Here is a 20,266-nt window from a genome sequence, read left to right as displayed (position 1 = left end):
TCTAGGTCTGGCGCACCATCCGGGTGAGCCGCGCCTCGATGAGATCGGTCGAGGCCCGCACGAACCGCTGCGTCGCTGCGCCGGGGCTCGTGTCGCCGAAGTAGTGCCGCACGACCCCGGCCCGGGAGTCATCGGACGCCGACATCGCGTCGTCGAGGATGCCGATGATCTCGCGGGCGCGGTCGACCTCGACCATCGGCACGCTCGTGTTGAGCCGGGTCGGCTCGACGTCGGCGCGCGGGTTCGCGGGACGCGTCAGCACGAGCGGCTTGCCGGTGGCGAGCCAGTCGAGGGCCACGGCCGAGATGTCGGTGATGCACGCGTCGAGCCGGGCCAGGTGCCAGCCGAACGCCGTCTCCGTGTCGACGAGGTGCCCGGCCGCGGGGTCGGCGTGGTTGGCCTCCGCGACGAGGCGGGCCAGGTGCGTCGACGCCGTGCCGTATGCCGGGTCGAACGTCCCCGAGCGCGGGTGCGGTCGGTAGACGATCCGGAACCGGCGGTCGGCGAGCAGGCTGGTCAGCAGCGCCGCGCCGTGGGTCGCGATGGAGCCGTAGGCCATGCTCTGGCGGTCGCCCTCCCAGGTGGGGGCGTAGAGGATCGTGGTGCGCCCGTCGTCGGGCAACTGCGGCGCCTCGTAGGTGACGTCCGCCTGCGGCCGACCGATCTCGACCGCTCGCGTGGCGACGTCGAACTCGACGAGTGCACCGCTGAGGCGCTCGGCGGCGGCCGGTCCCGCGATGAAGACCCGGTCGTAGGCCTTGAGCTGGTTGGAGGCCATGTAGGACTTGTCGCTCTCGCCGTGGCTCACGAACACGTGGGCCGGCTCGGCGAAGCGCAACATCTGGAAGTTGCGGACGTTCTGGTTGACGTAGAGGACGAGACCGATCTCGTGGGCCGCCATGAACGCCTCGATGTCGGTGACACGAGGTCCGTGCAGGACCGGGAGCGGGCACTCGTCGAGGAGCAGGCTCGTCGTCTCGGGCATGCGCGAGATGACGACGACGGGCTGCGTCTTGGCCAGCTCCTGGAGGGGGGCGTACCACTGCCGGATCTGGTAGAGGTTGACCGGTTCGTCGGAGAAGTAGACGGCGCAGCGGAACGGGGCGTCGGTGCCGCGCTCGAGGCCCGAGCGCTCCATCCGCGCGGAGAGCTTGCGCTTGGCCATCTGGCGGCGGACGGCCTGCTGGCCCAGCTGAACCAGCAGCTTCGCGTTGTCGAGCACGATCGACGTCCCTTTCCGATGAGGTGTCGTGTGAGGAGAGGTCGGGCGGGGTCGCCCGCGGATCAGCGCTTGAGGCTGCTCGGGCTCGTCAGGAACCCTATGCCCCACGACCAGTGCATCGTCGCGAGGACGACGGGCGTCGCGGCCCGGGTCGCCGCCGACTCGCCCCTGCTGATGGCGAGTCCGCCGGCCGTCACGCCCGCGGCGTACGCCGCCGGGACGATCCAGGCGGGCGGCCACACGAAACCGGCGATCGTGGCCACCGTCGTGACGCCGACCATCGTCGGCGGTGCGAGGTAGCGCGGGTTGATGGTCCCCTCGTGGTGCCTCGCGACGACCCGGCGCCACCGTCCGTAGTGGAAGTACTGCTTGGCGAGGGCCTGGACGGATGCGCGGGGGCGGTAGGTGACCCTGAGGTCGGGTGTGAACCACACCTTGCCGCCCGTCTCGCGGATGCGGTGGTTCATCTCCCAGTCCTGCGCGCGGGCGAAGTGCGGGTCGTAGCCGCCCACTCGCTCGAGCGCCGCGCGACGGAAGACACCGAGGTAGACGGTGTCGGCATCGCCGGGCTCGCCGCCGGTGTGGAAGCGGGCGCTCCCGACGCCGAGCGGACTGCGCATCGCGGCGGCCACCGCGCGCTCGAAGGCCGACGTGCCCTGGGCGTCCATGATCCCGCCCACGTTGTCGGCGCCGACCCGGAGCAGCTCGGCAACCGCGACGCTGATGTAGTCGTCGGGGATCTCCGCGTGACCGTCGACGCGGACGATGACCGCGCCGGTGCTGGCGCCGATGGCGGCGTTGAGCCCGTCGGGCGTGCGCCCACTCGGGTTGGCCACGACGTGCACGCGGGCATCCGCGGCCGCGAGGTCGGCGGCGACCTCGTCGGTGCGGTCCGTCGAGGGCCCGAGCGCGAGGACGATCTCGAGCGGTCCGGAGTAGTCCTGCGCGAGGATCATCGCGACGGCGTCGCGAAGGTGCCTCGCCTCGTTGAGGATCGGCATGATGACGCTGACCGAGGGCTGGGGGTCAGGAGTCAGGTCCACAGGCGTCCTTCTCGTCGTCGGGTGTCATGGCGCGATGGCCCGGCCTCCCCGCGCGAGCGGCGCCCAGCCTACTTGAGGACGTGACGGGCCATGACCAGGCGCTGGACCTGGTTGGTGCCCTCGTAGATCTGGGTGATCTTCGCGTCACGCATCATCCGCTCGAGCGGGAAGTCGCTCGTGTAGCCCGCCCCGCCGAGCAGCTGCACGGCGTCGGTCGTGATCTTCATCGCGACGTCCGAGGCGTAGCACTTGGCGGCCGCACCGAAGAAGGTGAGGTCCTTGTCGCCGCGCTCGGACTTGGCGGCCGCGACGTAGACCATCTGGCGGGCGGCCTCGAGCTCCATCGCCATGTCGGCAAGCATGAACTGGATGCCCTGGAAGTCGGCGATGCGCGTGCCGAACTGCTTGCGGTCCTTGATGTAGGCCACCGCCTGGTCGAGGGCGCCCTGGGCGATGCCGACGGCCTGGGCGCCGATGGTGACGCGCGTGTGGTCGAGCGTGCGCAGGGCGATCTTGAGGCCGTCGCCGACCTCACCGACGACGCGGTCGCCGGGGATCCGGACGTTGTCGAAGATCAGCTCGCGCGTGGGGCTGCCCTTGATGCCGAGCTTGCGCTCCTTCGCGCCGAAGGTGAAGCCCGGGTCGGACTTCTCGACGACGAAGGCCGTGACGTTGCCGCCGCGAGGTCCGTCGGGGTCGGTGACGGCAAGCACCGTGTAGTACTCCGACACACCGGCGTTCGTGATCCACGACTTCTGGCCGCTCAGCACCCAGCCGTCGCCGTCCTGGCGGGCCCGGCACTTCATCGACGCGGTGTCGGAGCCGGCCTCGCGCTCGGACAGACCGTAGGAGAAGGTCGTCTCGCCCTTGGCGAGGGGCGGCAGGTAACGGGCCTTGACGTCGTCGTTGGCGGCGAGGATGAGCGGGAGCGAGCCCAGCTTGTTGACGGCCGGGATGAGGGACGCGGAGGCGTCGACCCGGGCGACCTCCTCGATGACGATGCACGTCGCGAGGGCGTCGGCACCGACGCCGTCGTACTCCTCGGGCACGTGCGGAGCGAAGAAGTCGGAGGCGACGAGGGCGTCGTGCGCCTCCTGGGGATAGCGCGCCTCCTCGTCGACGACGGCGGCGTACGGGGCGATCTTGTCCTCGGCGACCGCGCGGACGGCCTCCCTCAGGGCCTCGTGGTCCTCGCTGGTCCGGAACAGGTCGAAGTCGGCATTCGTGCTCACGAATCGTCATCCTACTCGCGAGTTCGGTTTAGTAGGACGTCCTAGTGATTCACGCCACGGCGCCGTCGACAGCATCAGAACGGTGGTGGGTCGTCGTCCGTCCCGAGCATGCTCGGCCGGCTCTTCGGATCCGGTGGGTCCGGTGGATCCGGTGGATCCAGCGGGGCGATGCCGGCGCGCCAGTTCTTGGGGTGGGTGGTGTAGGTACGGCCGGTGAGGGTGGTCCAGGTGAGGCCGTCGTCGTCGGTCGGGGTGGAGGTCCAGATGTCGTCGGTCTTGAGGTTGTGGTGGAGGCGGTGTTTGGCGTGGAGGTTGCCGACGCTGGTGGGTCCGGTGGGCCAGGGNGTGGTGTAGGTACGGCCGGTGAGGGTGGTCCAGGTGAGGCCGTCGTCGTCGGTCGGGGTGGAGGTCCAGATGTCGTCGGTCTTGAGGTTGTGGTGGAGGCGGTGTTTGGCGTGGAGGTTGCCGACGCTGGTGGGTCCGGTGGGCCAGGGGGTCTCGTGGTCGAGGTCGCAGCGGGTGGCCGGGACGTGGCAGTCGGGTCCGCGGCAGACCCCGTCGACGGCCTGGACGTGCTCGACCATGGCGCGCGTCGGGCNGTGGTCGAGGTCGCAGCGGGTGGCCGGGACGTGGCAGTCGGGTCCGCGGCAGACCCCGTCGACGGCCTGGACGTGCTCGACCATGGCGCGCGTCGGGCAGTAGCTGCGGGTCGGGCGGGACAGGGCCCGGCCGGTGGGCAGGTCGACGGGCAGGGTTGCCCAGACGGATCCGGGGCGGGTGATGATCTCGCGGGCGTGGGTGGCGGTGACCCAGCCGTGGCCGGGGAGCTCGCAGGCGGTGTCGGCCTGCCCGGTGGCGACCTCGAACGGGACGACGATCCACGCCAGCGCCGCCGCCTCACCCGCCGTCTCACCATCCGTCCCACCTTCAGCCTCACCCGACGCGGGTCCGGGGTGGCCCGGTCGGTGCAGCAGGGCGTCGGTGGCGAGGTCGGCGCGGAGCTGGTCGAGGCTGCGGGCATCGCCCGCGCCGCGCAGCCCCCGGGCGGTGGTGTCGANCCGGTCGGTGCAGCAGGGCGTCGGTGGCGAGGTCGGCGCGGAGCTGGTCGAGGCTGCGGGCATCGCCCGCGCCGCGCAGCCCCCGGGCGGTGGTGTCGAGGCGGTCCATGACCGCAGCGACGCTCGCGGCGTCGGTGGTCACGGTGAGCCAGCCCATCCCGTCGTCGGTGAGCCGGCCGAACACCCCGCGCCGGGACCTGGCGTGCGCGTGCCGTTCCTGGGCGCCGCGGGCATCGACCGACGCGACCGCCCGACGGAGGCGGGCGGTGAAGGTCCGTTGCGGGACGGGCTGCCCGTCCCGGGACGGGGCGAGCACCGCCTGCGCGACGGCGGTCACGTCCGCGTCCGGGAGCTGGGCGGTGTCGGAGACGACCTGCAGCGCCCGGTGCAGCGACAACCGACCGGCGCGCAGCGCACCGAGGACGACCCGGTGCCGCCGCGGTGCGGTGGCCAGCGCCAGCCGGCGGGCGACCTCCCCGGCGCCGACCCCGGTCGCGAGGGCGATCTCCTCGGTGACGACCCGCTCGGGCGAGACCCGCGCGGACACCCGGGCGACGGCCCCGACCGGGAGGGCGTCGACCTGTTGGGCCTCGATGCCGGCCAGCGCGCCGNTGACGACCCGCTCGGGCGAGACCCGCGCGGACACCCGGGCGACGGCCCCGACCGGGAGGGCGTCGACCTGTTGGGCCTCGATGCCGGCCAGCGCGCCGTACGCGGCGAGCAGGTCGGCCTCGAGGCGCGCCTTGGCGACCTCGAGCGCCTCGATCTCGGCCAGCACCCGCTCCCCGGCCCGCGCCAACCCCTCCAACGCCACCGCNGAGCAGGTCGGCCTCGAGGCGCGCCTTGGCGACCTCGAGCGCCTCGATCTCGGCCAGCACCCGCTCCCCGGCCCGCGCCAACCCCTCCAACGCCACCGCTGCAGCCGCACGCTCACCGGCCGTCACCCGGGCAGCATCACCGGTGCGCCCCGTCCCGCAGGCCACCGCAGCACCGGGAACACAGGTGAGTGCGGCATCCGCGCGCCAGCGCTCCAGCACCGGCTCCAGGGACCGGGCCAGACGGCGGCGATCGCCCGTCCACGCGACCCGCAGAGTCGTCCAGCACCCACCCGCCGGCACACCGGAGGACTCCACCGGTGACGGCGTGTACGGCACGGTGAGCCTCCTCTCGGTGATGCTTCGATGCATCGAGTAGAACAGGTGTTCGAACGACTTTCAAGAGGTGGACGATCCCCTGTGGACAACGAACCGCTCTGCCCTGCAAGCCATCCCGTCTGATTCGACCCGGCCCTACGCCGGTCTGAGGCCCTCGTCGGAAAGGGCCCGTCCACGATGAGGACACGCCCTCCCACGTGGCGGACACGCATACGTACACTCGCCGGTAGGTCATGAGCGCCAGCGACAAGCCCCGGCTCGCTGGCCGGCAACCCTCCAACCGCGGTGGGGTGCCCCGGGTGAAGACCTGGCCCGTCGACGCCACCCGGCGCTCGGGCAAGCGCGGAGAGCCTCTCTCCCGCACCGACCCGTCGGTGCACGGGGCCCGGTGACACGGGACCCGGTCAGCGACACGACCCAGGAAGAGCAGGACGACCGATGACCGAGCCCAACTGGTCCTTCGAGACCAAGCAGATCCACGCCGGCCAGGCCCCCGACAGCGCCACGGGAGCCCGCGCGCTGCCGATCTACCAGACGACGAGCTACGTCTTCAACGACACCGACCACGCCGCGAACCTCTTCGGGCTCAAGGAGTTCGGCAACATCTACACCCGTCTGATGAACCCGACGACCGACGTCGTCGAGCAGCGGATCGCGGCACTCGAGGGGGGCGTCGGCGCCCTCCTCGTGGCCTCGGGCCAGGCCGCCGAGACGCTCGCCGTGCTCAACATCGCCGAGGCGGGCGACCACGTCGTCGTCTCCCCCAGCCTCTACGGCGGGACGTTCAACCTCTTCAAGCACACGCTGCCGAAGTTCGGCATCGAGGTCGGCTTCGTCGAGGACCCGACGTCGATCGACTCGTGGCGCGCGGCGATCCGCCCCAACACCAAGCTCCTCTTCGGCGAGACCATCGCCAACCCCAAGAGCGAGATCCTCGACATCGAGGCCGTCGCGGCCCTCGCGCACGAGCACGGCGTGCCGCTCGTCGTCGACAACACCGTCGCGACGCCCTACCTCATCCGCCCGATCGAGTGGGGCGCCGACATCGTCGTTCACTCGGCGACGAAGTACCTCGGCGGTCACGGCACCTCGATCGCCGGCGTCATCGTCGACGCCGGCAACTTCGACTTCGGCGCCGACCCGGAGAAGTTCCCCAACTACAACACGCCCGAGGAGAGCTACCACGGGCTCGTCTTCGCCCGCGACCTCGGCGTCGGCAGCCCGCTCGGAGCCAACCTCGCCTTCATCCTCAAGGCCCGCGTCCAGCTGCTGCGCGACCTCGGCCCGGCCGCGTCGCCCTTCAACGCGTTCCTCATCGCCCAGGGCATCGAGACGCTGTCGCTGCGCATCGAGCGCCACCTCGAGAACGCCCACCAGGTCGCTGCCTTTCTCCAGGGTCACGACCAGGTCGAGAAGGTCGTGTGGGCGTCCTTGCCGGACAGCCCGTTCCACGCTCTCGCGCAGAAGTACACGCCGCGTGGCGCCGGCGCCGTGCTCTCGTTCGAGATCGCCGGTGGCCTCGAGGCGGGCAAGAGGTTCGTCGAGGCGCTGACCCTGCACAGCCACGTCGCGAACATCGGCGACGTCCGCTCGCTCGTCATCCACCCGGCCTCGACGACGCACTCCCAGGGCCCCGACGAGGACCGCCTCGCTGCCGGCGTGACGCCGGGCCTCGTGCGCCTCTCGGTCGGCATCGAGCACATCGACGACATCGTCGCCGACCTCGAGCAGGGCTTCACGGCCGCCAAGGCCTGACGCCACCGACCGACCCGCCCGAAACCGGGCTGAAGCGGATCGGCATGGCTGGCACGATGGCAGCCATGCCGATCCGCTACCCCGCCCCACTGCGCCCCGGCGACCGGATCGGCGTGACCTCGCCGAGCTCCGGCGTCTCCGACGAGCTCTGGCGACGGTTCGCGTATGCCGTCCAGTGCCTCCGCGACCGTGGCTTCGACGTCGTCGTGGGTGAGCTCAACCACGCGCCGAGCCACGTGAGCGGGCCTCGCGAGGCCCGCGCGGCCGAGCTCATGGAGATGCTCCTCGACGCGAGCATCCGGGCGGTCGTCCCGCCGTGGGGCGGCGAGACGGGCATCGACCTGCTCGACCTGCTCGATCTCGATGCGGTCGCCGCTGCCGAGCCGACGTGGTGCGTCGGCTTCTCCGACACCTCGACGTGGCTGACCCCCCTCACCCTCACGACCGGCATCGCGACGATCCACGGGCAGAACCTCATGGACACCCCGTATGCCGTGCCGGACGGCATACTCCACTGGGTCGACGTGGCGGGCGCCGCGGCCGGGGACGAGCTGCGGCAGCACTCCCCCGGGCGGCACCGTGCCGGCGGCTGGGACGACTACGCCGGCAACCCGACGGTGTCCGAGATGACCCTCGAGGGCCGAGGGACGTGGACCCGCATCGATCCGGGCCACGAGGACGCACCCGTCACGTTCTCCGGGAGGCTCGTCGCGGGGTGCGTCGAGACGGTGAGCTTCCTCGCGGGCGGCCGCTTCGCGGACATCGGTGCCTTCGCGCGCGACCACGCGCCCGACGGCACCGTCGTGCTCCTCGACATCGCCGAGTGGAACTCCTACGACATCTGCCGTGCCCTGCACGCGATGCGCCTGCGTGGTTGGTTCGACGCCGCGAACGGCATCCTCGTGTCCCGGACCAGCGCGCCAGAGCCGCACGGCTTCACGCAGCACGCAGCCGTCGTCGAGGCCCTGGGGATGCTCGGCGTGCCGATCGTCGCCGACGTCGAGTGCGGCCACGTCGCGCCGTTCCTCGCGCTCGTGCAGGGCGCCATGACGACGGTCGTCCACGACGGCGACACCCACACGGTCACGCAGCGGCTCGCCTGAGGCCGGTCGGCGGTGGCAGGTACGCTCGCCGGGTCATGGAGAAGCAGCTGGTCGGGTCCGAGCTCGAGGTCGGCGACGCCGAGGTGACGGTCGAGGCACCCGTCGCCGCGGACGAGGGCCCGCACGACGAGGGGGCCGCAGGTCGCGTCCTGCACGACGTCTTCGGCTTCACCTCGTTCCGCGGGGCCCAGCAGGAGATCGTCGACCGCGTCGTGGCGGGTCACGACACGGTCGTGCTCATGCCCACCGGCGGCGGCAAGTCCCTGTGCTACCAGCTGCCCGCGCTCGTGCGGCCCGGCGTCGGCATCGTCGTCTCGCCGCTCATCGCGCTCATGCACGACCAGGTCGAGGCGCTGCGCCTGCTCGGCGTGCGAGCGGCCTTCTGGAACTCCACCTCGTCCGCCGAGGAATCGGATGCCGTCCGCCGCGACGTGCGTGAGGGCCGCCTCGACCTGCTCTACGTCGCGCCCGAGCGCCTGCTCATGCCCTCGTTCCTGCGTCTGCTCGACGACGCGGCCACCGGCGCCGGCATCGCCCTCTTCGCCATCGACGAGGCCCACTGCGTGTCGCAGTGGGGCCACGACTTCCGGCCGGAGTACCTCCGCATCGCCGAGGTCACCGCCCGGTTCCCCGGGGTGCCGCGCATCGCCCTGACCGCCACCGCCGACGCGCTGACCCGCAACGAGATCCACCAGCGGCTGCGCCTCGACGGCGCGGCCGAGTTCGTCTCGAGCTTCGACCGGCCCAACATCCGCTACATCGTCGAGGAGAAGAGCGACGCGCGCGCCCAGCTGCTGCGTTTCCTCGAGAGCGGCAACGACGGCGCAGGCTTCCGCGGCTCCGCCGGCATCGTCTACTGCCAGTCACGCAAGCGCACCGACGAGATCTCGGCGCTCCTGCGCCAGCAGGGCTACGACGCCATCGCCTATCACGCCGGCCTGCCCAACGAGGCGAGGGCCGCCGCCCAGCAACGGTTCCGTCGTGACGAGGGCGTCATCGTCGTGGCGACCATCGCCTTCGGCATGGGCATCGACAAGCCCGACGTGCGCTTCGTCGCGCACGTCGATCTCCCGAAGAGCCTCGAGGGCTACTACCAGGAGACCGGTCGGGCGGGCCGCGACGGCGAGCCGGCGGTGGCGTGGATGGCCTACGGCCTCGCCGACGTCGTGCAGCAGCGCTCGTTCATCATGCGGTCCGACGGCAGTCCCGAGCACCGGCGCGTCGACTCGATGAAGCTCGACTCGATGCTCGGGTACGCCGAGGCCTCCTCGTGCCGCCGGCGTCTGCTGCTGGCCTACTTCGACGAGGAGTCCGGCGACTGCGGCAACTGCGACACCTGTCTGGAGCCGCCGCAGCTGTGGGACGCGTCCGTGCCCGCGCAGAAGGTGCTCTCGGCCGTGATCCGCACGGGCCAGCGCTTCGGCGCGGGGCACGTCATCGACGTGCTGCTCGGCAAGCGCACGGACAAGGTCGCGAGCTGGGAGCACGACCAGCTGCCGACCTTCGGGGTGGGCAGCGACCTCGCCGACCGGGAGTGGCGCTCGGTCATCCGCCAGCTCGTCGCGCGCTCGGTCCTCGTCCCCGATCCGGGCCGGATGGGCGCCCTCACCATCACGGAGGCGGCCCGTCCGATTCTCGACGGCGTGGAGAGGGTCGAGCTGCGCCGGCTCTCGGCCGCGCCGGCACGCAGCCGTTCGTCGTCGGGCTCGCGCTCGACCGGGTCAGGGTCCGGGGCCGGGGCCGGAGCCGGGGCCGGGGCCAGCCCTGCCGACCGGGCGCTCTTCGAGCTGCTGCGCACCCAGCGGCGGTCGATCGCCGACGCCGAGGGCGTGCCTGCCTACGTCGTGCTGCCCGACCGCACGCTCTGGGAGCTGGTGAAGGCCCGACCGGGCAGCACGGCCGACCTGCTCACGGTCAACGGCATCGGGCCGGTCAAGGCCGAGAAGTACGGCGCCGCGTTCCTGACCCTGTTGGCCGAGCACACCGGCTGAACGATCCTCGGCCTCAGCCGACGACCTCGTCGACGAAGCACCAGCGCCAGGCCTCACCCGGCTCGATGGAGCGCATCACGGGGTGCTGCGTCTCGTGGAAGTGCGCGGTGGCGTGCTTCATCTCGGAGGAGTCGCAGCAGCCGACGTGCCCGCACTGGAGGCACAGGCGCAGGTGCACCCACGTCGTGCCGTCGCGCAGGCACTCCTCGCAGCCCTCGGGCGTGCGCGGTTCGACGCACGAGTCAGTGTCCTGGAGGTGCTCGCAGGGCGCCTCGATCGTGTCCACGGGCAACATCTCACTCTCTGCCAGGCGGCTCTCCTGGTCGTCGATGCGGTCGAGCATGGTCTCCTCGAGGTCCAGCGTGCTGAGGACGACGCGCAGCACGACGTGGTCGGCCCGCCCCTCGTCGCGCAGCCGGAGCACCTCGTCGCGCTCCGCCTGCAGCATCTGCATCCGGGCGCGTCGGTAGCGGACGCTCGGCGTCTCGTCGTCGTTGCCGCTGCGGGGCCCGAGCCGCTCCCACATCTGGTTGAGCCGGTCCTCGGACCGCGACCGCAGCGTCTCCCGCGTCGCGTCGTCGACGCCCTCCATCCGGTCGAGCTCATCGAGGCCGGACCGGGTCGCGGCCTGCAGCACGGTGGCCGCCTGGAGCGCGTCCTCGCGCGGGTCGGGCCCGCGCACGTCGAGCCATCGGGCCAAGGCCGGCAGCGTCGTGCCCTGGATGAGCAGCGTGCCGATCGTGACGACGACCGCGATGAGGACGAGGACCTTCTGGTGCGGAGTCTCCGGGGGCAGCAGCAGGGCGGCCGCGAGCGTCACCACGCCTCGCATGCCGGCCCACGACAGGACGACGGTGTGCGTCCACGGAGCGTGGGCCTCGATGCGGAACACCCGCGTGCTGAGGAAGCGGAACGGCACGATCCAGAGCGGCCGCAGGACGAGCACGGCGACGAGCGTGCCGACCGCGGCCAGCGTGATCTGCCCGGCGGACAGGCTCGAGGTGCGGACGTCGGCGATGACGTAGAAGACCTGCAGCCCGATGAGGAGGAAGACGGCGTTCTCGAGGAGGAACTGGATCGAGGTCCAGTTGATGCGCTCGCTGAGGCGTGAGGCGCCGGTCTGGGTGCGCGGCGACTTGTGGCCGAGGACGAGACCGGCCGTCACGACGGCGATGACGCCTGAGGCGTGCAGCTCCTCCGCCGGGACGTAGGCCGCGAACGGCACCATGAACGACAGCACCGTGTCGAAGGCGGGCTCGGTCGAGAAGTGCCGGCGCAGCACCGACACGACGAGCGCGACGACGACGCCAATCGCGATGCCCCCGACCGACGCCCAGGCGAAGTCGAGCACGACGCCACCGAAGGACACCCCGCCGGACGAGACCCCCGACGCAAGACCCGCCGCGGCCAGCGCCGTCCGGAGGGAGACGAGGGCCGTGGCGTCGTTGACGAGCGACTCCCCCTCGAGGATGGACACGAGCCGGCGTGGGAGCCCGATGCGGCGGCCCACGGCCGTGGCCGCGACCGCGTCGGGCGGAGCGACGACGGCGCCGATGGCGAAGGCGACCCCGAACTCGAGGCCGAGCACCCACTGCAGGAAGAGCGCCACCCCGAGGGCCGTGAACAGCACGAGCCCGACGGACAGGCTGAGGATGACGCCCCGGTTGTTGCGGAAGTCCACGAGCGACGTCTGGATCGCGGCGGCGTACAGCAGGGGCGGGAGGATGCCGAGCAGCACGACCTCGGGGCTCAGGGCCACCTCGGGCACGAACGGCAGGTAGGACCCGAGGATGCCGATGACGATGAGGACGAGCGGCGGCGGCAGGTCGAAGCGGTCGGCGAGCCAGGACCCCCCGAGGACGGTGGCTGCGATCGCGAGCAGCCCGATGGCGATCTCCACGACGACATCCTGCCCCACCCCGTGGCGCGGTGCGTCGGCCGTCCGGCCCGGGCGAAGCAGGCCTAGACGAAGAAGGAGCGCACCGCCGCGATGACGCGGTCCTGGTCGGCGTCGGTCAGCTCGGTCGCGCAGGGCAGCGAGAGGCCTCGGGCGAAGAGGCCGTCACCGACAGCGCCACCCACGAGGGGCGCCGACAGGAACGGCGGCTGGTCGTGCAGCGGCCGCCACAGCGCGCGCGCCCCGACCCCGAGCCTGTTGAGGTGGTCGAGGAACTCGTCACGACCGCGCCCGTCGGCCTCGGGCACGAGGACCGAGTAGAGCCAGTACGTCGCGTCGAGGCCCTCGACCCGCGGCGGCAGGACGAGCGGGAGGTCGGCGAAGGCCGCGTCGTAGCGGGCCGCGATGCGGTGCTTGGCGGAGACGAACTCGTCGAGCCGCTCGAGCTGGGCGAGCCCGAGCCCGGCAGCGATGTTGGTGAGCCGGTAGTTGTAGCCGACCTCGTCGTGGAGGTAGCCGACGTCGGGCACCTTCGCCTGGGTCGTGAGGTGACGGGCGCGCGCGGCGAGGTCGTCGTCGTCGGTGACGATCATGCCGCCACCGCCGGTCGTCGCGATCTTGTTGCCGTTGAACGAGAAGCAGCCGATGCGGCCGACGGTGCCGGTGTGCCGCCCGGCGTAGGGACCGGACGTCCACGTCGCTCCGAGCGACTCCGCGGCGTCTTCGAGCACGGGTATGCCGTGCCGGTCGCAGGCGTCCATGAGCGGTCCCATGTCGGCGGGCTGCCCCAGCACGTGGACGATCTCGACGACCTTGGGCTGCGCCTCCCCCGCGGCAGCGCGGCGGTCGAGCTCGGCCGCGAGCAGGGCAGGGTCGATGTTCCACGTCGTCCACTCGGCGTCGACGAGGACGGGCCGCGCGCCGCAGTAGGCGATCGGGTTGACCGAGCCGACGAACGTGAAGTCGGAGCAGACGACGTCGTCGTCGCGACCGACCCCGAGCAGGAGCAGGCCGATGTGGATCGCGGCCGTGCCGGTCGCGCACGCGATGGCGTGCTTCGACCCGACCCGCTCGGCGAAGCGCCGCTCGAACTCCGAGACGAAGGGTCCGACGGACGAGACGAAGCCCGACTCGACGGCCTCGAGGACGTAGCGGCGCTCGAGCTCGCCGATGTTGGGGACCGCGAGCGGGATCGTGCCCTCGGGCCCGCGCGCTCCGGGCGCGTGCGCCTCGCCGGTCGTGGTCACCGGTGGTACCGGCCGGCCGTCTCGGGGTCGACGCGCGGCCGCAGCCACTCGGCGGTGGCGGCGAGGCCCTCCTCGAGCGACACGGTGGGCGCCCAGCCGAGCACCTCGTTGGCGAGCGACGGGTCGGACAGCAGGATCTGCACCTCGGACCCCTCGGGCCGGATGCGATCGCTCTCGGTGACGATCTCGGCGTCGCTGCCGGTGACCTTGCGGCACAGCTCGACGACGTCGCCGACGGAGACGGTGCGCCCGGTGCCGAGCTGGATCGTCGTGCCGGGCGCGACGTCGGCCAGAGCCGCGCGGACGAAGCCGTCGGCCGTGTCGGCGACGAAGGTGAAGTCGCGCTTCGGCGTGACGTCGCCGAGCTTGACCTGGCTCGCACCGGCGAGCAGCTGCGACAGGACGGTCGGGATGACGGCGCGCGTCGACTGGCGGGGCCCGAACGTGTTGAACGGGCGCAGCGTCGTCACCGGCGTCTCGAAGGACAGTGCGTACGACTCGCACATCTTGTCGGCCGAGATCTTCGTCGCCGAGTAGGGCGACTGGCCGCGCAGCGGGTGCGCCTCGGTGATCGGCACCGACTCGGGCGTGCCGTAGACCTCGGAGGTCGACGTGTTGACCATCCGCGGCGTGCCGTGGCGACGGACGGCCTCGAGCACGTTGAGCGTGCCGATGACATTGGTCTCGACGTAGGAGCGGGGAGCCACGTAGGAGAAGGGGATCGCGATGAGCGCCGCGAGGTGGAGCACGACGTCGACGCCCTCGGTCGTCGCCATGACGTGCTCGGGGTCGCGGATGTCGCCGAGGACGACCTCGGCCTGGCCGTCGCGGACCGCGGCCCGGAAGGTGTCGGACTCGTCGAGCCACCCCGTCGAGCCGTTGGAGTTGTAGAGGCAGAAGGCGCGCACGTGCGCCCCGTCGGCGAGCAGCCGCTCGACGACGTGCGACCCGATGAAGCCGTCGGAGCCCGTGACGAGGACGGTCTTGCCGGCGACCGAGCCCTCGACAGGTCGCGCGGTCAGCTCGATGTCGGGGATCTCACCGGTCGTGCTCTGAGCGGAAAGTGTTGTCACAGCTGCCTTTTCGTCGTCCATGGGTGCTCGTATGCCGTCTGCCACGTCAGCAGTGACCGTGGCGGTCACGTCGTCGCTCGCGCGGGCGCTCACGACTCGCCCTTCGCGCGGGCCAGGTCCTTCGGGGTGCCGACATCGATCCAGTCGCTCTGGATCGGCCACGCCGTCACCGGCTCGTCGCGCGCGAGACACGTCTCGACGAGGCCCGGCATCGTGCTGGCGCGCCCGCTGGGCAGCCAGGCGAGCGCCCGCGGCTCGACGGCATACACGGCGGCGTTGATGTCGAAGCTCAGCGTCGGCTTCTCCGAGACGCCGGTGACGCGCCCGTCGGTGCTCTCGACGACGCCGAACGGCACCTCGTGCTGGTAGGTGCGGGTCGCGACGGTGACGGCGGCGCCCGTCCGCCGGTGGGCGTCGAGCAGGTCGCTCGCGTCGAACTCGACCATGAGGTCGCCGTTCATGACGAGCACGGCGTGCTCGAGGTCGGGCCGCTCGTCGCGCAGGAGCGTCAGGGAGCCGGCCGTGCCGAGCGGTCGCTCCGGGTCCTCCCGGAGGTAGCGGACCGTGCACCCGAGGCGGGAACCGTCCCCGAGGTGCTCCTCGATCTGCTCGGCGAGGTAGTTGACGCTGACGTAGATCTCGCGGATGCCGTCACCGACGAGACCGAGGACGATCCACTCGAGGATCGAGCGGCCCGCGACGGTCATGAGCGGCTTCGGGGTGTCCTTGGTCAGGTCGCCGAGGCGCGTGCCGCGACCACCGGCCATGACGACGGCGACGTTGGGCAGCGGCGCTGAACCGACGACGTCCGACAGGGTGTGCAGGCCGACGAGGGTGCGGTCGTCGGCGAGCTCGGGCACGGCAGAGATGCGCAGGGCCTGCATGAGGTCGAGGACGAGCGCCCGCGGTGACCCGGCGGCGACGAAGTGCGGCGTCCGGGTGGCGTGGTCGAGGGCGGCGTCGTCGAGGCTCGTGCCCTTGAGGAAGGCTCTGCGCAGGTCGCCGTCGGTGAGCAGCCCGGCGAGGCGGTTCTCGTCGTCGACGAGCAGGCACACGAGGTTGCCGCTGCGGTCCACGACCTCGAGGGCGTCGCGGATCGTCGCGGTGGTCGGCGCGCACGCCGCGCGCAGGTCTCGCGCTGTCACTCCTCTTCCTCCTCGTTCGTGCGGCGCGCCCGTTGCCGGCCCACCACCCGTGCCGGGTGCAGGTCCACGAAGTGCTTGGCCCGTGGGGCGAGCGCCGCTGTCCGAACGATATCGAGGATGGCGGCGCTGGCCGTACCCGTGCCGTAGGGGTTGGCGACGTGCGCCGAGTGCTCCCGCCAGCGGAGGCTGAGGGCGGTGCGCAGCGCGGCCTCGACGGCCTCCCGGCCCTCGGCCGCGTGGACGACGTTGTCGCCCCGCAGCCGACCGCGCTGACGCTCGCCGATGTCGACGGCCGGCACGTGCAGGGTCGCGGCCTCGATGACGCCCGAGCTCGAGTTGCCGACGACGACGTCGGCGGCCGCGAGGACGCGCGGGTAGTCACGGCCGAGGGCGGCGACGAGCCGGAGGCGGGGCTCGCGTGCCGCGAGGCCGGTCAGCGCCGAGAGGATCTCGTCGCGCCCCTCGTCCATGCCCGGGTGGGTGGCGACGACGGTGCCGCACGCGGCGAGCGCAGCCTCGGCGGCCTCGCGCGCCCACTGCCCGACCGGGGCATCGGGCTGGGCGGTCGGCGGGTGGTAGGTGAAGAGGCCGAGCGGTCGCTCGACGGTCGTGCCGAGCAGCTCGCCGAGGTCGGCGTCCGCGATCGGCGACGCGGTCGCGAGCCGGTCGAGGCCGGGCGCGCCGGTCACGTGGACGCGGTCGGCCGGCTCGCCGAGCTGGCGCACCCGCGCCGCGGCGTCCTCGGATGCGACGCAGTGCTGGTCGGCGAGCTTGGTGACGGCGTGGCGGACCCGTTCGTCGAGCGCCCCCTCGGTCACCTCTCCCCCGTGCAGGTGCACGACCGGCACCCCGAGCAGGACGGCGGGAGGCACGACGTAGAGCAGCTCCCAGCGGTCACCGAGCACGACGAGGACGTCGACGTGCTCGTCCCGGAGCGCCCGTCCGCAGGCGCGCGCCAGCAGCGCACCCTGCTCGAGCTGGGCGTCCACCGTCACGGCCGTCATCGGCTCGGCGAGCGGCACGACGGCCCCGCGCCACTCGTCCGCCGTGACGCTCGAGGGCAGGGCCGCGACGAGGTCGTCGGCGGCATACATCACCCCGGTCAGGACGCGCAGGGTCACGTCGTTCGCCGACTGCAGGGCCTCGAGCACCGGCGACAGCGGTCCGAGGTCGGCGCGGGTCCCGACGAAGACGGCGACCGTGTGCGTGGGGGCCACGGGTCAGCCGACGAGGTCGGCGTCGGTGACCGGGGCTCCGGCCTCGACCGCGCGGGCCAGGACGCGTCCGCGGATGTCGACGGCGGGGCTGACGCCGCCCTCGGGGCGCAGCAGGTGCAGGTCGGTGCCCGCGAGCTCCGTGCCGGCCGGTATCGCGTGCGCCGCGTGCCACGACCGCCGGACGAGGACGGCGTTCTCCTCCTCCGACGGCATGCGCACCTTGACGCCGTCGCCGAGCGCCAGCGCGAGCTGCTTCGTCGTCGCGACGTAGTCGGTGAGCGCGTCCGGCTCGAGGCTGGCGAGGTGGTCGGGGCCGGGGAGGGTGCGGTCGCTCGTGAAGTGCTTCTCGAGGATCGGCGCCCCGAGCGCCACGGCGCCGAGCGCCGTCGTCAGCCCGGGCGTGTGGTCGGACCACCCCACGGGTATGCCGTGCAGCTCGGTCAGGCGCGGGATGACCCGCAGGTTGCACTCCTCCACCGGTGCCGGGTAGGCCGACACGCAGTGGAAGAGGACGAGGCCCGGCGCGTCGGCGCAGGCCTCGACGGCCGCCTCGACCTCGTCCTGGGTGCCCATGCCCGTCGAGACGAGCAGGACGACCCCGAGTCGGGACATCTCACGCAGGTAGGGCAGGTTCGTCAGCTCTCCAGAGCTGACCTTGAGCGCGGGCAGCCCGAGATCGACGAGCATCTCGGCGCTGTCGAGGTCGAAGGGCGTCGACAGGAAGGTCGTCCCCGCCTCGGTCGCGTGGTCGCGCAGCTCGACCCACGCCTCCTTGGGCAGGGTCAGGGCCTCGAGCAGGCTGCGCTGGTCGGCGCTACCCCCGCGGTCACGCTGGTAGGGCGTCGTCGCGGCCGCAGACGAGACGAGCTTGTCGGGTGAGAACGTCTGGAACTTCACCGCATCCGCGCCGGACGCGACCGCGATGTCGACGAGGCGGTGGGCCAGCTCGATGTCGCCGTTGTGGTTCACCCCGGCCTCGGCGATGACGTAGACGTCACCGGGGGTCGGGACCTCGACATCGCCGATCGCGACCGGGTGGACGGCGTTCAGGTGGTCGCTCATGCGGTGCCTCCGGTGGGGCGCGTGGCTGCGGGGACGCCGACGACGGTCTCGCCGTCCGCGACGGGTGTGGTGACGACGGCGCCGGCCCCGACGGTGACGCCCGACCCGACCGTGACGCCGGGAAGGACGCGTGCGCCGCTGCCGACGAGGGTCAGCTCGCCCACGGACGCGGCACCGAGGAGCACCGCCCCGGGCGCGACGTGGGTGCCGACGCCGACGGTGCAGTCGTGCTCGACGACCGCCGCGGTGTTGACGACCACTGCCTCACCGAGGGTGCTCGAGGGTCCGACGTGCGCGTGCTCGAGCACGACGCAACCGGCCCCGAGGACGCTGCGGGGAGAGACCGTCGCGGTCGCGGCGACGACGGGCGGGACCGAGATCCCGCGTGCCACGAGCTCTCGCACGAGCCGCGCGCGAGCCCGGTTGACACCGATGGCGACGACCGCGTGGAGTCCCTGCGCCGCGAGGAGCTCGAAGGCCTGACGGTCGTCGACGAGCACGTCGACGTGCCAGGACGCGCCTGCCGGGACGGCGCCCGAGACCGCGACGACGGCGTGACCGGCGCGCTCGAGGACGTCGACGACCGAGCGCGCGTGGCCGCCGGCGCCGAGGACGACCCAGCCGGTGCCGTCGCCCGTCATGCGGGTCCGCCCCGGTGGCCGAGCGAGGCCGCGGCCTCGCCGAGCGCGCCGCCGACCTTGCGGATGTTGTCGGGCTCGAGCACGGCGGGCACTCGCGGCGGGTCGAGCACGAGGCCCTCCCACGAGTTGCGCACGTAGTCGTGGACGAACCACTCGTCGATCGAGGCCTGGTCGGCCCGCAGCGACTCCCAGCCGCGGTCGGCGACGAACCGGGTCAGGTCGTCGGGCGACTCGAGCTGCGCGACGTTGCCCAGGCCGCTCCACGGCATCTCGGCGCCCGTGACGACGGGCAGGCCGAGGAGCCCCGCCTCGAGGCCGACCGTGCCGGTGGCGGTGACGGTGAAGACCGCCTGCTTCATCAGCTCGCGCGAGTCGGCGAAGGGGTCGATCGTGGCGATGTTGGGGTGCGCGTCGAACTGCGGCCAGTAGTCGGGGTCGCGGCGCCACATGAAGTGCGCGTGCTCCTTGACGGCGACCCCGATGTCGAGTGGTGCGAGCGCCTCGGCGAGCACGCGGGCGGTGTAGGCCTGGTCGCGCCACTCCTGGCCCATGACGTCGGCGCTCGACTCGGGCTGCACCTGCAGCGGCAGGAAGACGAACTTCTCGGGCACCGGGTCCCAGCGACGGTCCTGGTACTCGCGCAGGTTGAGCCGCGCCTTGACGGGGTTGAGCCACGGGAGCCGGGCGTAGTCCGAGGGCCGGGGAAGCTGGAGGTTCGCACCCCGGTCGACGGCGAACTCCTTGATGCGGTCGCTCGCGAGCCGCCAGATCTCCTGGCCGGTCTCGACCTCGAGGTTGCGGGCGAAGCCCATCGGCCGGCCGTGCTCGGCCCGCCACGTGTCGATGAAGGCCTGACCGGCGGCGAGGGCCGACGGGTCCTCGACCTGCCGCTCCCACAGGGTGATCCCCTTGGGCGCGCCGATGAGGCCGAAGCGGTCGGACGGGAGGCGTATGCCGCGCGGCCAGGTCGCGAGGCCACCGTGGTGGGTCACGAGGCCGGCCGTGAGCAGCTCGGACGTCACGGTGAACTCGACGAGGGCCAGGAGGGGGCCGCGACCCTCGATGGCCGCCTCGAGCTCCTCGGCGGCGAGGTTGAGGAAGTTCATCGCGGTGTCGACCCGGTTGCGGCGCAACGCCCGCTCGGACACGAGCAGGTCGAGGGGGTCGAGACCCACCCCGGCGCAGGCCCGTTTGAGGGCGGCGTGGGGCGCGAGGCCACTGACGACGTTGGCCTTGCGCGCGGCGGCATACGGCAGCCGGACGGTCGTGGCGCGCGGCGCGTGCCGGCGCACCCACGCGAGGTTGGCGTCCGTGCGGACGACGAGGATGAGGTCCTTCGTCTCGAAACCCGCGTGCACGAGGGCCGGGACGAGGAGGTCGTCGTAGCCCAACCCCATGTGGACGAGCGGTGTCACCACGAAAGCGT

Annotated in this window: 16 protein-coding genes and 1 riboswitch; of the genes, 3 read left to right on the top strand and 13 right to left on the bottom strand. The window is 72.3% G+C overall.

The window, feature by feature from the left end; genetic code table 11:
* Nucleotide 1: 1 nt before the first annotated feature.
* From ASE25_RS19480 to ASE25_RS23570, 5 genes are all read right to left on the bottom strand, one after another.
* Nucleotides 2–1,222 (bottom strand): CDP-glycerol glycerophosphotransferase family protein, encoded by a 1,221-nt coding sequence (locus ASE25_RS19480; protein ID WP_056827082.1) that lies wholly within the window; start codon nucleotides 1,220–1,222, stop codon nucleotides 2–4.
* Between the two features lie 62 nt (nucleotides 1,223–1,284).
* A complete protein-coding gene (locus tag ASE25_RS19475) occupies nucleotides 1,285–2,265 on the bottom strand; it encodes a glycosyltransferase family 2 protein (RefSeq protein ID WP_082623002.1) in 981 nt (326 codons plus the stop codon).
* A 68-nt stretch (nucleotides 2,266–2,333) separates the two neighbouring features.
* Complete coding sequence (locus tag ASE25_RS19470) at nucleotides 2,334–3,497, bottom strand: acyl-CoA dehydrogenase family protein (RefSeq protein ID WP_056775716.1); 1,164 nt, start codon at nucleotides 3,495–3,497, stop codon at nucleotides 2,334–2,336.
* A 1,058-nt stretch (nucleotides 3,498–4,555) separates the two neighbouring features.
* A partial coding sequence (locus ASE25_RS23575) for a DUF222 domain-containing protein (RefSeq protein WP_235508774.1) occupies nucleotides 4,556–5,102 on the bottom strand: 547 nt, incomplete at its 3' end.
* 271 nt (nucleotides 5,103–5,373) lie between these two features.
* The coding region (locus tag ASE25_RS23570; RefSeq protein ID WP_235508761.1) for a hypothetical protein at nucleotides 5,374–5,709 on the bottom strand (336 nt) is incomplete at its 3' end.
* Between the two features lie 229 nt (nucleotides 5,710–5,938).
* Nucleotides 5,939–6,058: riboswitch (SAM riboswitch) on the top strand.
* Between the two features lie 89 nt (nucleotides 6,059–6,147).
* Between ASE25_RS23570 and ASE25_RS19455 the strand changes: the two genes are divergently transcribed.
* The 3 genes from ASE25_RS19455 to recQ are packed head-to-tail and all read left to right on the top strand — an operon-like array spanning nucleotide 6,148 to nucleotide 10,558.
* Nucleotides 6,148–7,464, top strand: a complete 1,317-nt coding sequence (locus tag ASE25_RS19455) for a bifunctional o-acetylhomoserine/o-acetylserine sulfhydrylase (protein WP_056827079.1) — start codon at nucleotides 6,148–6,150, stop codon at nucleotides 7,462–7,464.
* A 44-nt stretch (nucleotides 7,465–7,508) separates the two neighbouring features.
* Entirely contained in the window at nucleotides 7,509–8,567 is a 1,059-nt protein-coding gene (locus ASE25_RS19450) for an LD-carboxypeptidase (protein ID WP_235508760.1), read from the top strand.
* Between the two features lie 35 nt (nucleotides 8,568–8,602).
* Nucleotides 8,603–10,558 (top strand): DNA helicase RecQ, encoded by a 1,956-nt coding sequence (recQ, locus tag ASE25_RS19445; protein WP_082623001.1) that lies wholly within the window; start codon nucleotides 8,603–8,605, stop codon nucleotides 10,556–10,558.
* A gap of 13 nt (nucleotides 10,559–10,571) precedes the next feature.
* Here the strand turns inward: recQ and ASE25_RS19440 are convergent, their stop codons facing one another.
* From ASE25_RS19440 to ASE25_RS19405, 8 genes are all read right to left on the bottom strand, one after another.
* Complete coding sequence (locus tag ASE25_RS19440; protein WP_056827077.1) at nucleotides 10,572–12,458, bottom strand: Na+/H+ antiporter; 1,887 nt, start codon at nucleotides 12,456–12,458, stop codon at nucleotides 10,572–10,574.
* 62 nt (nucleotides 12,459–12,520) lie between these two features.
* Nucleotides 12,521–13,702 carry a DegT/DnrJ/EryC1/StrS family aminotransferase gene (locus ASE25_RS19435; RefSeq protein WP_056827076.1) on the bottom strand — a complete coding sequence of 394 codons (1,182 nt, stop codon included), beginning with the start codon at nucleotides 13,700–13,702 and terminating at the stop codon, nucleotides 12,521–12,523.
* Nucleotides 13,699–14,775 (bottom strand): SDR family NAD(P)-dependent oxidoreductase, encoded by a 1,077-nt coding sequence (locus ASE25_RS19430; RefSeq protein WP_235508759.1) that lies wholly within the window; start codon nucleotides 14,773–14,775, stop codon nucleotides 13,699–13,701. The genes ASE25_RS19435 and ASE25_RS19430 overlap by 4 nt, the downstream gene beginning before the upstream one ends.
* Nucleotides 14,776–14,864: 89 nt before the next feature.
* Entirely contained in the window at nucleotides 14,865–15,920 is a 1,056-nt protein-coding gene (locus tag ASE25_RS19425) for a nucleotidyltransferase family protein (RefSeq protein ID WP_056773201.1), read from the bottom strand.
* Nucleotides 15,917–17,137 (bottom strand): UDP-N-acetylglucosamine 2-epimerase, encoded by a 1,221-nt coding sequence (neuC, locus tag ASE25_RS19420; RefSeq protein WP_056827075.1) that lies wholly within the window; start codon nucleotides 17,135–17,137, stop codon nucleotides 15,917–15,919. The genes ASE25_RS19425 and neuC overlap by 4 nt, the downstream gene beginning before the upstream one ends.
* 3 nt (nucleotides 17,138–17,140) lie before the next feature.
* The gene (locus ASE25_RS19415; RefSeq protein ID WP_056827074.1) at nucleotides 17,141–18,199 is read right to left on the bottom strand and encodes an N-acetylneuraminate synthase family protein; all 1,059 of its coding nucleotides are present in this window, start codon (nucleotides 18,197–18,199) and stop codon (nucleotides 17,141–17,143) included.
* Nucleotides 18,196–18,840: a NeuD/PglB/VioB family sugar acetyltransferase gene (locus ASE25_RS19410; protein WP_056827073.1), complete on the bottom strand. Its 645-nt coding sequence runs from the start codon at nucleotides 18,838–18,840 to the stop codon at nucleotides 18,196–18,198. The genes ASE25_RS19415 and ASE25_RS19410 overlap by 4 nt, the downstream gene beginning before the upstream one ends.
* Nucleotides 18,837–20,258 carry a hypothetical protein gene (locus ASE25_RS19405; RefSeq protein ID WP_235508758.1) on the bottom strand — a complete coding sequence of 474 codons (1,422 nt, stop codon included), beginning with the start codon at nucleotides 20,256–20,258 and terminating at the stop codon, nucleotides 18,837–18,839. The genes ASE25_RS19410 and ASE25_RS19405 overlap by 4 nt, the downstream gene beginning before the upstream one ends.
* Nucleotides 20,259–20,266: the final 8 nt, after the last annotated feature.

Source organism: Terrabacter sp. Root85 (genome assembly GCF_001429185.1).
Lineage (GTDB): Bacteria > Actinomycetota > Actinomycetes > Actinomycetales > Dermatophilaceae > Terrabacter.
The sequence above is the reverse complement of the archived record's forward strand: the minus strand, read 5'-3'. Positions and strand labels throughout refer to the sequence as shown.